Here is a 13,947-nt window from a genome sequence, read left to right as displayed (position 1 = left end):
TCGGACTTATGACTCTCTAAAACTAAAGAAAAGCTCCTCTGCATGCAAAAGAACTTTTCTAAAAGCTTAAGACCAAATGACTTCCATGAATTTCGGATACGATTCTTCTGCTGTTTCAAGCAGCATAATTAATTTTCTAAAAGCAACATCTGCATTGAGTTCGCCCTCAACCAAATAAGAATACCGAATGGATACTATTCCATCCTCTTCATAAAACTTAGAATATCGGTAATCTGTATTAAATTGATTAATAAGCTCATAGATAGCCGTCTTCTTTTCTGGATTTTTAATTTCGGCTACATTGAAACAGAATAGATCAGCTATGTCTCCTCTTTCATTAAAAGCACAGCCAATAATAACTTTCCAGCCATCCTTCAGCTTCTGCTCAGCTCTAAAAAAAGTTGACCCGTCTTGATTCTGCTTTTCTTCCATTTGTATTTTTTCTCTGCCTAAGAAATTTCTGAATTTCACTGCGCTTGACATACAACCCTCACCTCTCTGTATACTTTATATTTTATACCGAATCCTTCCAAATTTACAGACTTTTCAGCGAAATTAATCTAATAAACTACTTTTATGGTTAATCCTGATTTAAATACCACAAAAAACAGCGGATGCCCCATGTTTCTGGCATCCGCTGCTTTTTTAAACACGCCTAAACGTTCTTTTCAAAGGTGTGGTTATTCTAGTTATATACCCGCTGCTTTCAAAACTAAACCCTTTTCGACAAAATTATTTTAATTTTGCTAAGATAGGGAAAAGTTCGTGTAAATTAATTATTTCATAGTCAGGTATAACATGATTACGTTCCTTCTCATGACGGTTAATCCATACGGAAGAAATCCCTGCTCTGGATGCCCCAAGAATGTCCGTCATTAGATTGTCTCCCACCATTATCACTTCTTCTTTTTTCAAATTCATCAGCTTCAGGGCATGCTCAAAAATCCCTGGGTCTGGTTTACCGCGGCCAAAATCACCTGAAATAACTATTTGATCAAAATAAGGGACTAATTCTGGCGTAATTTCAAGCTTAGTATGCTGTAAATCCGGTGAACCATTTGTTAACAATAGCAGCTGGTACTCTTCTTTTAACTGATTCAGAACTTCATAGGAGTCATCATACACGATTGGATTTTTCTTTCGTTCAAGCGGAAACATTTCGGCAAGCTCTTTACCATAGTCAGGGTTGTCGATTCCTAATGCTTGCAAGCCTCCTGTCCAAGCATCTTTACGATAACCTGGAACAATTTCCTTCATCTTTCGGAAATTCACTTCATCATCAAGGAAGTTCCCCCAAAGCCCTTCAAACGGATTTATTCCAATTAATTGTGTAAACTCATACGTCTCATATGATGCATACAGCTCACGTGCTTCTCTCCGCACCGCTTCTTCAAGCTGCTTGCCATCGATGCCGAATTTTTGACCAGCTGCCCTGCACGTAGCGTCAAAAGCTTTTGCTACACTTTGTTGATCCCAAAGCAGTGTATCATCCAAATCAAAAAAGATTGCTTTTACCATATCTGACATCCCCCTTATGTACCCCAGTAATCCTCAACTTAATGATAAACTACATTAACCCGTCAAGAAAGAAAAAATCCTCAAAAGCATTCTGCCTTTGAGGAAAGTCCTACACTATTTATGGTTTTAAAACGACTTTTACACATTCATCTTCATGATCATTAAATATTTTGTAGGCTTCGCTTGCTTGTTCTAGTGGAATTTTGTGAGAAATAATCTCCGTTGGATCAAATTCCTTAGCTGTAATCATGTTAAAAATCTTCGGCATTAAATGAATCACTGGTGCTTGTCCCATTTTAAGATTAATATTTCTCTCAAATAAATTACCTAGCGGGAACATGTTATATTTAGATCCATACACACCAGTCAGTTGAATCGTTCCAAATTTCCGAACTGCATTCAATCCAATATCTATTGCACTTAACGTACCTCCCTGCAGCTTCAACTTTTGCTCAACGGCTTCAACCACAGATTTTTTTCCGTCCATTCCTACACAATCGATAACAACATCTGCACCGCCGCTCGTTATTTCTTTAAGGTAACTTCCCATATTGTTATACTCATCGAAATTATATATTTCGACTTTATTCATACTCTTGGCACGATTTAATCGATAAGGAAGATTATCAACGGCAATAACTCGTTTTGCTCCCTTCATCCAGGCAAATTTTTGTGCCATTAATCCGATTGGACCACATCCAAGAACGACTACTGTATCTCCTTTTTTCACACCAGCATTTTCAACAGACCAATAGGCAGTGGGAAGAACATCTGACATAAACAAAACTGCCTCATCTTCAAGCTCACACGATTCAGGGATTATGAACGGCATAAAGTTTCCATACGGTACACGTAAAAATTCAGCTTGTCCACCTGGATAATTACCATAACGTTCCGTAAACCCAAAGTATCCACCTGTATCAATATCTTCATTCCTATTTGAATGATCACACTGACTTTCCATATCATGCTCACAATAAAAACAATGACCGCAAGCAATATTGAACGGGAGAACCACTCTGTCCCCTTTTTTTACTTTAGTCACCTCTGGACCTACTTCTTCTACGATTCCCATCGGTTCATGACCAATGACATAATCCTTCTGCGCAGGCAGCGCACCTTGATAAATGTGAAGATCCGAACCACAAATTGCTGTCGAAGTAATCCGCACAATAATATCATCTTTCATTTGAAGTTTTGGATCTTCTACTTGTTTAACTTGAATATCCTTTGCCCCCTGAAAAGTAACTGCCTTCATCTAATCATCCTCCTAAATTAAAATAGTCTTTTATTTGTATACCCATTCGTTATTAATTTATGTCATTTTTTAACTAAATTCACATAGATGATTTTCTATTGATTTGGAAAATAATGTTTGCGACAATTTACATTCGTACTAGAAAAGATTACTATTAATCTAAATAAATAATCTATTAAGGAGTATTATGTTAAAAAATCACGAATATTATCAAAATCAATACCGATTAATTCTTAAAAGTTTTATGGGGATGATCTCTTTCTTACTCTTAGTCGGTATATCTGTTTCTCCAATCAATTGGAAGAACGACCCTTTCGACATGTCTTTACAAGTTGTATTGATAACAGGAATTATCATATCTTTGATTTTTTATGTAAAAAATGAAGGCAGGCTTTATAAAACAATATTCATAGTTTTAATAACTGTATATTTTTACTTAAAGTTTTGGACTTTTCCCGACACAGCAATTATGTTGGCTATATTCGCTATGGCCCCGTTAATCCCGATTTTTTTATTTGATAAAATAGGTTTTTACATCGTCTTTTCTTTAAATATCATACTTGGTCCGGTCTTCATCAATGTCATCTCTCAAACAAATCTACAATATACTTATTTTTATGTTTCATTAGACGCATTTGGCAATACACTTAACTTCATTGCTATACAAGTAATTTTGCTATTTGTATTTATCAGTACGAATAATAGAATGGCCTCAGCAAAATCCTTTCATCAAGAACTTCAACAAGCCAAACAATTACATTCTGTTGGACAAATGGCCGCTACGATAGCACACGAAATAAGAAATCCTATTACAGTAGTAAAAGGATTTGCTCAACTATTAGATCAAAAAGAGGAATTGACCGAAACAGAAAAATTTTATATCCAGACTATGCTTACTGAACTGGAGTATACTCAAGTCATTATTAATGATTATTTATCATTAGCTAAACATCAAACAGGTATTGTTCAGGTCATCGCCTTAAATGATGAGATTAAAAAAACAGCAGATCTGTTAACGAGCTTTGCTAATCAACGGAACATAGGCATAGTACTAAAACCCAATCATGACTTATATATTAAAATGGACCCGATCGAGCTTAAACAGCTTTTAGTCAATATTATTAAAAACGGTATTGAATCAATGGATAGAGCAGGCTTTATTACCATAGAAACTGAACAAGATCAGGATATGGCAAAAATAATGATTACGGATACAGGAATTGGGCTTACGAAGAATCAAATCGATGTTCTTGGCACCCCTTTTTACTCACTTAAAGAGCGGGGCACCGGGATTGGTTTAACTGTTTGTTATAATATTATTCAAAAATATAAAGGGAAAATCGTTGTTACAAGTAAATTAACGATTGGGACAACCTTCACCATATACATTCCTTTATGCTCGACATAAAAAGGCAACAGGTAAAAGTCGATTAAGAACTTTTACCTGCTGCCTTTTTATTAAGGAATCATCCAAGATAGTACGCCATTTTGCAAGAAGGTCATAATACCAATAAGGATAACTAGAAAAATACTATGCTTTATCGTAAAGCGGAATAACTCTGATTCTTTCCCCGCAAGACCTACTGCCGCACAAGCTACTGCTATTGATTGAGGTGAAATCATTTTACCGGTAACCCCACCCGAAGAGTTCGCTGATACAGCAAGCACTGGATCCATGCCGATAGAATTTGCTGTAACTTGCTGCATATTACCAAAGAGCAGGTTTGATGAAGTATCAGAGCCAGTAATAAACACGCCAAGCCATCCCAGTATTGGAGAGAAGAAAGGAAATAGGAATCCTGTTTTCGCTAATACCATCCCCATTGCTGTACTCATGCCTGAAGCATTTGTCACATATGCATAACCGACAACTGACGCAATCGTAATAATTGGGAATTTCAACTCATTTAATGTCTCAGTAAAAGTAAGCAGCCAATCCTTCCAGGAAATTCGGAAAATAAATTTTGTTATAATCGCCGCAATAAGAACGGCAGTTCCAGCAGCTCCTAAAAACTCAAGTTTATAAAATGCCGGTACGGCATCCCCAGCAACATTTATAACTTTATTATTCAGTAAAGGAACATTAGGAATAAATGTAAAGACTTGTCCTATTGAATTAAGTCCAGTTAAAAATAGGTTGCTGCCCTCATAATGTCCCGTTAAAGCTTGCTTAACTACTGGGATTCCCCAGATGGAAATGATAGCCGTTAAAATTAAAAAAGGCGACCATGCCTTTAGAACTTGTCTGCCTGTATGTGGTTGATCCTCATCTGCTTCATTCACAGCGAGAGTTGACGCCAATTCTTGTTCGGATGAAAAGCGAAAAATAGTTTTTGGTTTCCAAAACTTTAGAAATATCCCTAATGCAAGAATAGATACTAAGGCTGACAAAATATCTGGAAGTTCTGGTCCGAGGTAGTTTGAACTTAAAAATTGAGTTATGGAAAAGGTAATACCCGTTACTAAAATGGCTGGCATTACTTCTAGTGCTTTTTTAAAGCCTGCCATAATAACAACTAAATAAAATGGGATAAATATTGATAAAAACGGTAATTGGCGCCCTACCATTTTTGAAATTTCAATTGCAGGAATTCCCGTTGGCCCTTCTAAAGCCAGAATTGGTGCGCCGATAGCCCCAAATGCAACTGGGGCTGTATTTGCAATTAAACACAATCCTGCAGCATACAGTGGATTAAATCCTAGCCCAACAAGCAGTGCAGCCGATATCGCAACAGGAGCACCAAAACCAGCAGCTCCTTCAAGAAATGCACCAAAAGAGAAGGCTACTAATAATGCTTGCAGACGGCGGTCCTCAGTAATCGAAATGATTGAATTACGGATAATATCAAATTGTCCTGTTTTGACAGTCAGTTTATACAAAAAAACGGAACTAATAATAATCCAGCCAATAGGGATTATACCGTATACTGCACCATGTGTAGCTGACATGACCGCCAATTGAGCAGGCATTCCAAATGCAGCTACTGCTAAAATCAAAGCAATCAATAACGTAGTCAGACCTGCTATATACCCTTTCATTCTTTTAATTGCCAAAGCCCAGAAAAAATATAGTATTGGAATAACAGCAACTAACGCAGTCAGACCTAGACTTCCCCCTACTGCAGTTACGTCTTGTACAAAAGTCATAACATACCTCCATTTTAAAAACAGAATACAGTCACAAGTAAACGCTTACATAATTAGGTACAATCATAATACAAAATATTTTTGAAGTTACCCCTGGCTGTTCCTGCTTTTACACAACGATCAATTGTGAATGAAGATTTGCTTTACTCGACTCTCCCTGATTCATTATAAAGCCCGCCCCCGCCTCTCTTCACCCCCTTAGATTAACTTTATCACCCTTAAAACTTTTAATCTTTTATCCTATTCTATACAAGTTGTAAATAGATTTCCATATATTTTTTGTTTTATCAAATAATTCTTTAAATTTATAATGGCCTAGAAAGAAGAGATCTCTGTTTAGTGGACACGTTGCCTTGGAGTGGGTGTTTTCTCTATTTGCTTGCTGCTTTTGAATTATTCCCGTCTGAGATGGCGATAATCCCGTCACCAAACGAGTTATTCCCGTCTGTGGAAATACTAATCCCGTCTGAACATGCTTTATTCCCGTCTAGGACTATTTTTAATGGTTTAGACCTATTTCGTTATGAATGGCATTAAAATTCAAACAGAAAAAAGACTTCGTATATGACATACGAAGTCTTTTTAGTAATACCTGAGGCCGGACTTGAACCGGCACGCCTTACGGCACCGCATTTTGAGTGCGGCGTGTCTGCCATTCCACCACTCAGGCAAATAATTGGAGGCGGCAACCGGAATCGAACCGGTGGTAAAGGTTTTGCAGACCTCTGCCTTACCGCTTGGCTATGCCGCCAATATTTATTGGAGCGGAAGACGGGGTTCGAACCCGCGACCCCAACCTTGGCAAGGTTGTATTCTACCACTGAACTACTTCCGCTAATGGCTGGGCTAGCAGGATTTGAACCTACGCATGACGGAGTCAAAGTCCGTTGCCTTACCGCTTGGCTATAGCCCATTAGTATCTATATATTAAGTATATTTTCTCAAAAAAAAATGGGGCGACTGATGGGAATCGAACCCACGAATGCCTGAACCACAATCAGGTGCGTTAACCACTTCGCCACAACCGCCATGATAAGAGAAAAGTATTTAAATTTAATTTAAAAATGGCAGGGGCAGTAGGACTCGAACCCACACTGGAGGTTTTGGAGACCTCAGTTCTACCTTTAAACTATGCCCCTGTAAAGATGGTGGAGGGGGGCAGATTCGAACTGCCGAACCCTAAGGAGCGGATTTACAGTCCGCCGCGTTTAGCCACTTCGCTACCCCTCCATATATAATACTGCTAGTAAACTTAAGAAATCAAGTTTATAATGGTGGCTCAGGACAGAATCGAACTGCCGACACAAGGATTTTCAGTCCTTTGCTCTACCGACTGAGCTACTGAGCCATAATAATAATGGCGGTCCGGACGGGACTCGAACCCGCGACCTCCTGCGTGACAGGCAGGCATTCTAACCAACTGAACTACCGGACCATTATGATTGCGGGGACAGGATTTGAACCTGCGACCTTCGGGTTATGAGCCCGACGAGCTACCGAACTGCTCCACCCCGCGATAATGGGAATTTTACTAACGTCACTTTTTAAAAAATATGGTGGAGGATGACGGGATCGAACCGCCGACCCTCTGCTTGTAAGGCAGATGCTCTCCCAGCTGAGCTAATCCTCCAATATGTATGTGGTGACCCCTACGGGATTCGAACCCGTGTTACCGCCGTGAAAGGGCGGTGTCTTAACCGCTTGACCAAGGGGCCGTGAAGTAATGGCGGAGAGCAAGGGATTTGAACCCTTGAGACAGGGTTACCCGTCTACACGATTTCCAATCGTGCTCCTTCGGCCACTCGGACAGCTCTCCATTTGGCTCCGCAGGTAGGACTCGAACCTACGACCGTTCGGTTAACAGCCGAATGCTCTACCACTGAGCTACTGCGGAATAATATAGTGGTTTAAATGAATCTGCCTGGCAATGTCCTACTCTCACAGGGGGAGACCCCCAACTACCATCGGCGCTGAAGAGCTTAACTTCCGTGTTCGGAATGGGAACGGGTGTGGCCTCTTCGCCATCATTACCAGACATTATTCATTTTGAAAGACATTTATTATTATAATATCTTTTTGTTAAAAATTCAAGAACAATTTTACTTATTCTTTCAAAACTAGATAATAAGAAGGTTTTTTGCATGTAATTAAAACGAATGGTTAAGTCCTCGATCGATTAGTATTTGTCAGCTCCACGTGTCACCACGCTTCCACCTCAAACCTATCTACCTGATCATCTTTCAGGGATCTTACTAGCTTACGCTATGGGAAATCTCATCTTGAGGGGGGCTTCATGCTTAGATGCTTTCAGCACTTATCCCGTCCGCACGTAGCTACCCAGCTATGCCTTTGGCAAGACAACTGGTACACCAGCGGTGCGTCCATCCCGGTCCTCTCGTACTAAGGACAGCTCCTCTCAAATTTCCTGCGCCCACGACGGATAGGGACCGAACTGTCTCACGACGTTCTGAACCCAGCTCGCGTACCGCTTTAATGGGCGAACAGCCCAACCCTTGGGACCGACTACAGCCCCAGGATGCGATGAGCCGACATCGAGGTGCCAAACCTCCCCGTCGATGTGGACTCTTGGGGGAGATAAGCCTGTTATCCCCGGGGTAGCTTTTATCCGTTGAGCGATGGCCCTTCCATGCGGAACCACCGGATCACTAAGCCCGACTTTCGTCCCTGCTCGACTTGTAGGTCTCGCAGTCAAGCTCCCTTGTGCCTTTACACTCTACGAATGATTTCCAACCATTCTGAGGGAACCTTTGGGCGCCTCCGTTACTCTTTAGGAGGCGACCGCCCCAGTCAAACTGTCCACCTGACACTGTCTCCCACCCCGATAAGGGGCGCGGGTTAGAATTTCAATACAGCCAGGGTAGTATCCCACCAATGCCTCCACCGAAGCTAGCGCTCCGGTTTCAAAGGCTCCTACCTATCCTGTACAAGCTGTACCAAAATTCAATATCAGGTTACAGTAAAGCTCCACGGGGTCTTTCCGTCCTGTCGCGGGTAACCTGCATCTTCACAGGTACTATAATTTCACCGAGTCTCTCGTTGAGACAGTGCCCAGATCGTTACGCCTTTCGTGCGGGTCGGAACTTACCCGACAAGGAATTTCGCTACCTTAGGACCGTTATAGTTACGGCCGCCGTTTACTGGGGCTTCGGTTCAAAGCTTCGCTTACGCTAACCTCTCCCCTTAACCTTCCAGCACCGGGCAGGCGTCAGCCCCTATACTTCGCCTTGCGGCTTCGCAGAGACCTGTGTTTTTGCTAAACAGTCGCCTGGGCCTATTCACTGCGGCTTTTCCGGGCTATTCACCCTAAAAAGCACCCCTTCTCCCGAAGTTACGGGGTCATTTTGCCGAGTTCCTTAACGAGAGTTCTCTCGCACACCTTAGGATTCTCTCCTCGCCTACCTGTGTCGGTTTGCGGTACGGGCACCCTTTATCTCACTAGAGGCTTTTCTAGGCAGTGTGGAATCAGGAACTTCGGTACTTAATTTCCCTCGCTATCACAGCTCCGCCTTAATGGAAACGGGATTTGCCTCGTTTCCGGCCTAACTGCTTAGACGCGCATATCCAACAGCGCGCTTACCCTATCCTCCTGCGTCCCCCCATCGTTCAAACGATAAATTGGTGGTACAGGAATATCAACCTGTTATCCATCGCCTACGCCTTTCGGCCTCGGCTTAGGTCCCGACTAACCCTGAGCGGACGAGCCTTCCTCAGGAAACCTTGGGCATTCGGTGGAAGGGATTCTCACCCTTCTTTCGCTACTCATACCGGCATTCTCACTTCTAAGCGCTCCACCAGTCCTTACGGTCTAGCTTCGACGCCCTTAGAACGCTCTCCTACCACGGACACCCTACGGTGTCCATCCACAGCTTCGGTGATACGTTTAGCCCCGGTACATTTTCGGCGCGGAGTCACTCGACCAGTGAGCTATTACGCACTCTTTAAATGGTGGCTGCTTCTGAGCCAACATCCTGGTTGTCTAAGCAACTCCACATCCTTTTCCACTTAACGTATACTTTGGGACCTTAGCTGGTGGTCTGGGCTGTTTCCCTTTTGACTACGGATCTTATCACTCGCAGTCTGACTCCCAAGAATAAGTATTTGGCATTCGGAGTTTGACTGAATTCGGTAACCCGTTGGGGGCCCCTAGTCCAATCAGTGCTCTACCTCCAATACTCTCATCTTGAGGCTAGCCCTAAAGCTATTTCGGAGAGAACCAGCTATCTCCAGGTTCGATTGGAATTTCTCCGCTACCCACACCTCATCCCCGCACTTTTCAACGTGCGTGGGTTCGGGCCTCCATTCAGTGTTACCTGAACTTCACCCTGGACATGGGTAGATCACCTGGTTTCGGGTCTACGACCACATACTAATTCGCCCTATTCAGACTCGCTTTCGCTGCGGCTCCGTCTTTTCAACTTAACCTCGCATGGGATCGTAACTCGCCGGTTCATTCTACAAAAGGCACACCATCACCCATTAACGGGCTCTGATTACTTGTAAGCACACGGTTTCAGGATCTATTTCACTCCCCTTCCGGGGTGCTTTTCACCTTTCCCTCACGGTACTGGTTCACTATCGGTCACTAGGGAGTATTTAGCCTTGGGAGATGGTCCTCCCTGTTTCCGACGGGATTTCTCGTGTCCCGCCGTACTCAGGATCCACTCAGGAGGGAACGAAGTTTCAACTACAGGGTTTTTACCTTCTTTGACGGGCCTTTCCAGACCTCTTCATTTACCCCGTTCCTTTGTAACTCCATATTGAGTGTCCTACAACCCCAAGAGGCAAGCCTCTTGGTTTGGGCTGATTCCGTTTCGCTCGCCGCTACTCAGGAAATCGCTATTGCTTTCTCTTCCTCCGGGTACTTAGATGTTTCAGTTCCCCGGGTCTGCCTTCAGTACCCTATGTATTCAGGTAAAGATACTGTTCCATTACGAACAGTGGGTTTCCCCATTCGGAAATCTCTGGATCAACGCTTACTTACAGCTCCCCAAAGCATATCGGTGTTAGTCCCGTCCTTCATCGGCTCCTAGTGCCAAGGCATCCACCGTGCGCCCTTTCTAACTTAACCTACTAAAAAAACATTCGGTGTTTTAAAAATTGATGCAAAATTTGCCTTCTATCTATTATCTAGTTTTCAAAGAACAAGGTTGAATGAATTACTCATTCAAAACTGAACAAAACAAAAGCGTCACGTTAATTTTCCTTAGAAAGGAGGTGATCCAGCCGCACCTTCCGATACGGCTACCTTGTTACGACTTCACCCCAATCATCTGTCCCACCTTAGGCGGCTGGCTCCTTGCGGTTACCTCACCGACTTCGGGTGTTACAAACTCTCGTGGTGTGACGGGCGGTGTGTACAAGGCCCGGGAACGTATTCACCGCGGCATGCTGATCCGCGATTACTAGCGATTCCGGCTTCATGCAGGCGAGTTGCAGCCTGCAATCCGAACTGAGAATGGCTTTATGAGATTCGCTTACCCTCGCGAGTTTGCAGCTCTTTGTACCATCCATTGTAGCACGTGTGTAGCCCAGGTCATAAGGGGCATGATGATTTGACGTCATCCCCACCTTCCTCCGGTTTATCACCGGCAGTCACCTTAGAGTGCCCAACTGAATGCTGGCAACTAAGATCAAGGGTTGCGCTCGTTGCGGGACTTAACCCAACATCTCACGACACGAGCTGACGACAACCATGCACCACCTGTCACTCTGTCCCCCGAAGGGGAACGTCCTATCTCTAGGAGTGTCAGAGGATGTCAAGACCTGGTAAGGTTCTTCGCGTTGCTTCGAATTAAACCACATGCTCCACCGCTTGTGCGGGCCCCCGTCAATTCCTTTGAGTTTCAGCCTTGCGGCCGTACTCCCCAGGCGGAGTGCTTAATGCGTTAGCTGCAGCACTAAAGGGCGGAAACCCTCTAACACTTAGCACTCATCGTTTACGGCGTGGACTACCAGGGTATCTAATCCTGTTTGCTCCCCACGCTTTCGCGCCTCAGTGTCAGTTATAGACCAGAAAGTCGCCTTCGCCACTGGTGTTCCTCCACATCTCTACGCATTTCACCGCTACACGTGGAATTCCACTTTCCTCTTCTACACTCAAGTTCCCCAGTTTCCAATGACCCTCCCCGGTTGAGCCGGGGGCTTTCACATCAGACTTAAGGAACCACCTGCGCGCGCTTTACGCCCAATAATTCCGGATAACGCTTGCCACCTACGTATTACCGCGGCTGCTGGCACGTAGTTAGCCGTGGCTTTCTGGTTAGGTACCGTCAAGGTACCAGCAGTTACTCTGGTACTTGTTCTTCCCTAACAACAGAACTTTACGACCCGAAAGCCTTCATCGTTCACGCGGCGTTGCTCCGTCAGACTTTCGTCCATTGCGGAAGATTCCCTACTGCTGCCTCCCGTAGGAGTCTGGGCCGTGTCTCAGTCCCAGTGTGGCCGATCACCCTCTCAGGTCGGCTACGCATCGTTGCCTTGGTGAGCCATTACCTCACCAACTAGCTAATGCGCCGCGGGCCCATCTATAAGTGACAGCGAGACGCCGTCTTTCCATCTTCTCTCATGCGAGAAAAGAACATATCCGGTATTAGCTCCGGTTTCCCGAAGTTATCCCAGTCTTATAGGCAGGTTGCCCACGTGTTACTCACCCGTCCGCCGCTAACTGTTGAGTAAACTCAACAATTCGCTCGACTTGCATGTATTAGGCACGCCGCCAGCGTTCATCCTGAGCCAGGATCAAACTCTCCGTAGAATGTTTGACTTGCTCGGTTGTTTTTATAGTGTGTACTCACTTCTTTAAAACGTTGACGCTTTGTTTTGTTCAGTTTTCAAAGAGCAATTTCGTTGTCGTTTCTTCCGAAGCGACTTGATTATCATACCATGTTGTCGTTTATACTGTCAACAACTTTTTTAAAGTTTTTTTTGAAGTTTTAATTAGCTGCGAAGCGAATGTCTCGCAGCAACGTTAATAAATATACCATCATTCTTTTTATCGGTCAATAGCTTTTTTAAAATAATTTCAAACTCTGTAATACCGGTGATAAATCTCTTGTCCTTTAGTCTCTACCTTAATAACATCAATAACATTCTTCTCTATTAAGTATTCTAACAAAACACTTAGATCAACAGAATAATGAGCAAGTTCAGGATGTGCCATTAATTCAGCAATACTCCAAGGGTCTTCCTTTGTACTCATGATTTCTAATAGATGCTGTGAACCTAGATTAGTTCTCGAGTAAATCAGGAACTCACTAGCTAAGAACAATAGCTCTAATCTTTTCTCTAAAGACTCTCCGCTGGTCACTAGCTCTTCATATAACTTAAATATCTCAGGTTCTATGTGTTTCACTTGATTCCAAACGGTCACCTCTGGATAAAATCCCTGTTCGATAATTTCAAGTCTAGCCAAATGATGCAGCGAATGAACAACATGGTTATACGCATCCAACGCATGGCCGTTTTCGAAGAATGATTTTCCATCTACATATCTTCTAATGAGCTTTGCAAATTCCATCCCCATTTTAATCTTCCGTCCATAGAAGGGGAACTCTCGAATTTCTGTTTTTAAATTATGTACATATTCATTTCTATCAAAAAGGATTTTACCATTTTGGATCCAATCAACCATTTTACGATTCGTTCCGAGCAGCAGCCATTCTTTCAGCTTTTCTTCCTCTACGATATGCATGGATGCTTTTTTGTTTCTATATGTATATTGTTTTAGGAAAACAGGTTCTTCTGCTTCTTTAACTATGATAAATAGAATGTAATCAAAAGAATCCGTACTCGTACTGCTGTCTCTCTTTTCAATTAATAAAATACCTAAGGTAGATTTCATACTGGCGCGTTCCTGATAAATCGGACGAAGGATGTCCTCCATAGTTTAATTCCCCCAAAACCGTTAATATAGTTATTCTTTTCGACAGTTTTATTTCAAACTCCTGCTTATTCCTACTATTACAGCTTAATTTATAGCCTATCTTTGTTCATATTTGCCATAT

Annotated in this window: 6 protein-coding genes, 14 tRNA genes and 3 rRNA genes; 1 reads left to right on the top strand and 22 read right to left on the bottom strand. The window is 42.9% G+C overall.

Features of this window, described 5'->3' with window-relative positions; genetic code table 11:
- Nucleotides 1-66: 66 nt before the first annotated feature.
- The 3 genes from MHI18_RS14940 to MHI18_RS14930 all read right to left on the bottom strand — a co-directional run bounded on the left by MHI18_RS14940 (nucleotide 67) and on the right by MHI18_RS14930 (nucleotide 2,776).
- Nucleotides 67-483, bottom strand: coding sequence for a YbjN domain-containing protein (locus MHI18_RS14940; RefSeq protein ID WP_340848469.1), 417 nt, complete (start codon nucleotides 481-483; stop codon nucleotides 67-69).
- Between the two features lie 249 nt (nucleotides 484-732).
- Nucleotides 733-1,518: an HAD family hydrolase gene (locus MHI18_RS14935; protein ID WP_340848468.1), complete on the bottom strand. Its 786-nt coding sequence runs from the start codon at nucleotides 1,516-1,518 to the stop codon at nucleotides 733-735.
- Nucleotides 1,519-1,636: 118 nt separating this feature from the next.
- Entirely contained in the window at nucleotides 1,637-2,776 is a 1,140-nt protein-coding gene (locus MHI18_RS14930) for a zinc-dependent alcohol dehydrogenase (RefSeq protein ID WP_040372651.1), read from the bottom strand.
- Between the two features lie 187 nt (nucleotides 2,777-2,963).
- On the opposite strand from MHI18_RS14930, the gene MHI18_RS14925 reads away from it, so the two are divergent.
- Nucleotides 2,964-4,184, top strand: coding sequence for a HAMP domain-containing sensor histidine kinase (locus tag MHI18_RS14925; protein ID WP_340848464.1), 1,221 nt, complete (start codon nucleotides 2,964-2,966; stop codon nucleotides 4,182-4,184).
- Nucleotides 4,185-4,234: 50 nt separating this feature from the next.
- On the opposite strand, the gene MHI18_RS14920 is transcribed toward MHI18_RS14925, so the two are convergent.
- The 19 genes from MHI18_RS14920 to MHI18_RS14830 form a co-directional block, all read right to left on the bottom strand.
- Nucleotides 4,235-5,923 (bottom strand): L-lactate permease, encoded by a 1,689-nt coding sequence (locus MHI18_RS14920; RefSeq protein ID WP_340848463.1) that lies wholly within the window; start codon nucleotides 5,921-5,923, stop codon nucleotides 4,235-4,237.
- Between the two features lie 589 nt (nucleotides 5,924-6,512).
- Nucleotides 6,513-6,593 (bottom strand) — tRNA-Leu (locus MHI18_RS14915).
- Between the two features lie 7 nt (nucleotides 6,594-6,600).
- Nucleotides 6,601-6,674 (bottom strand) — tRNA-Cys (locus tag MHI18_RS14910).
- 9 nt (nucleotides 6,675-6,683) lie between these two features.
- Nucleotides 6,684-6,758 (bottom strand) — tRNA-Gly (locus MHI18_RS14905).
- Between the two features lie 3 nt (nucleotides 6,759-6,761).
- Nucleotides 6,762-6,836, bottom strand: a tRNA-Gln gene (locus MHI18_RS14900).
- A 39-nt stretch (nucleotides 6,837-6,875) separates the two neighbouring features.
- Nucleotides 6,876-6,951, bottom strand: a tRNA-His gene (locus tag MHI18_RS14895).
- A gap of 37 nt (nucleotides 6,952-6,988) precedes the next feature.
- Nucleotides 6,989-7,062, bottom strand: a tRNA-Trp gene (locus tag MHI18_RS14890).
- 7 nt (nucleotides 7,063-7,069) lie between these two features.
- Nucleotides 7,070-7,153, bottom strand: a tRNA-Tyr gene (locus MHI18_RS14885).
- A gap of 42 nt (nucleotides 7,154-7,195) precedes the next feature.
- Nucleotides 7,196-7,271 (bottom strand) — tRNA-Phe (locus MHI18_RS14880).
- Between the two features lie 10 nt (nucleotides 7,272-7,281).
- A tRNA-Asp gene (locus tag MHI18_RS14875) sits at nucleotides 7,282-7,358 on the bottom strand.
- Nucleotides 7,359-7,365: 7 nt separating this feature from the next.
- Nucleotides 7,366-7,439 (bottom strand) — tRNA-Met (locus MHI18_RS14870).
- A gap of 38 nt (nucleotides 7,440-7,477) precedes the next feature.
- Nucleotides 7,478-7,553: transfer RNA gene (locus MHI18_RS14865), tRNA-Val, on the bottom strand.
- Nucleotides 7,554-7,563: 10 nt separating this feature from the next.
- Nucleotides 7,564-7,638 (bottom strand) — tRNA-Glu (locus MHI18_RS14860).
- A gap of 9 nt (nucleotides 7,639-7,647) precedes the next feature.
- A tRNA-Ser gene (locus MHI18_RS14855) sits at nucleotides 7,648-7,739 on the bottom strand.
- A gap of 3 nt (nucleotides 7,740-7,742) precedes the next feature.
- A tRNA-Asn gene (locus MHI18_RS14850) sits at nucleotides 7,743-7,817 on the bottom strand.
- A 25-nt stretch (nucleotides 7,818-7,842) separates the two neighbouring features.
- Nucleotides 7,843-7,958, bottom strand: a 5S ribosomal RNA gene (gene rrf, locus MHI18_RS14845).
- A gap of 121 nt (nucleotides 7,959-8,079) precedes the next feature.
- Nucleotides 8,080-11,012 (bottom strand): 23S ribosomal RNA (locus MHI18_RS14840).
- A 139-nt stretch (nucleotides 11,013-11,151) separates the two neighbouring features.
- A 16S ribosomal RNA gene (locus MHI18_RS14835) occupies nucleotides 11,152-12,698 on the bottom strand.
- The 16S, 23S and 5S rRNA genes sit together here with 14 tRNA genes alongside, the layout of an rRNA operon.
- A 267-nt stretch (nucleotides 12,699-12,965) precedes the next feature.
- Nucleotides 12,966-13,826, bottom strand: a complete 861-nt coding sequence (locus MHI18_RS14830) for a nucleotidyltransferase-like protein (RefSeq protein ID WP_340848461.1) — start codon at nucleotides 13,824-13,826, stop codon at nucleotides 12,966-12,968.
- Nucleotides 13,827-13,947: the final 121 nt, after the last annotated feature.

The organism is Peribacillus sp. FSL H8-0477 (genome assembly GCF_038002765.1).
In the GTDB taxonomy this organism is placed as follows: domain Bacteria; phylum Bacillota; class Bacilli; order Bacillales; family DSM-1321; genus Peribacillus.
The sequence above is the reverse complement of the archived record's forward strand: the minus strand, read 5'-3'. Positions and strand labels throughout refer to the sequence as shown.

What these genes read in the sequence shown, in the direction of transcription:
- MHI18_RS14940 (WP_340848469.1), bottom strand. Translation starts at nt 483, where the DNA reads ATGTCAAGCGCAGTGAAATTCAGAAATTTCTTAGGCAGAGAAAAAATA.
- MHI18_RS14925 (WP_340848464.1), top strand. Translation starts at nt 2,964, where the DNA reads ATGTTAAAAAATCACGAATATTATCAAAATCAATACCGATTAATTCTT.
- MHI18_RS14920 (WP_340848463.1), bottom strand. Translation starts at nt 5,923, where the DNA reads ATGACTTTTGTACAAGACGTAACTGCAGTAGGGGGAAGTCTAGGTCTG.
- MHI18_RS14830 (WP_340848461.1), bottom strand. Translation starts at nt 13,826, where the DNA reads ATGGAGGACATCCTTCGTCCGATTTATCAGGAACGCGCCAGTATGAAA.
- MHI18_RS14935 (WP_340848468.1), bottom strand. Translation starts at nt 1,518, where the DNA reads ATGGTAAAAGCAATCTTTTTTGATTTGGATGATACACTGCTTTGGGAT.
- MHI18_RS14930 (WP_040372651.1), bottom strand. Translation starts at nt 2,776, where the DNA reads ATGAAGGCAGTTACTTTTCAGGGGGCAAAGGATATTCAAGTTAAACAA.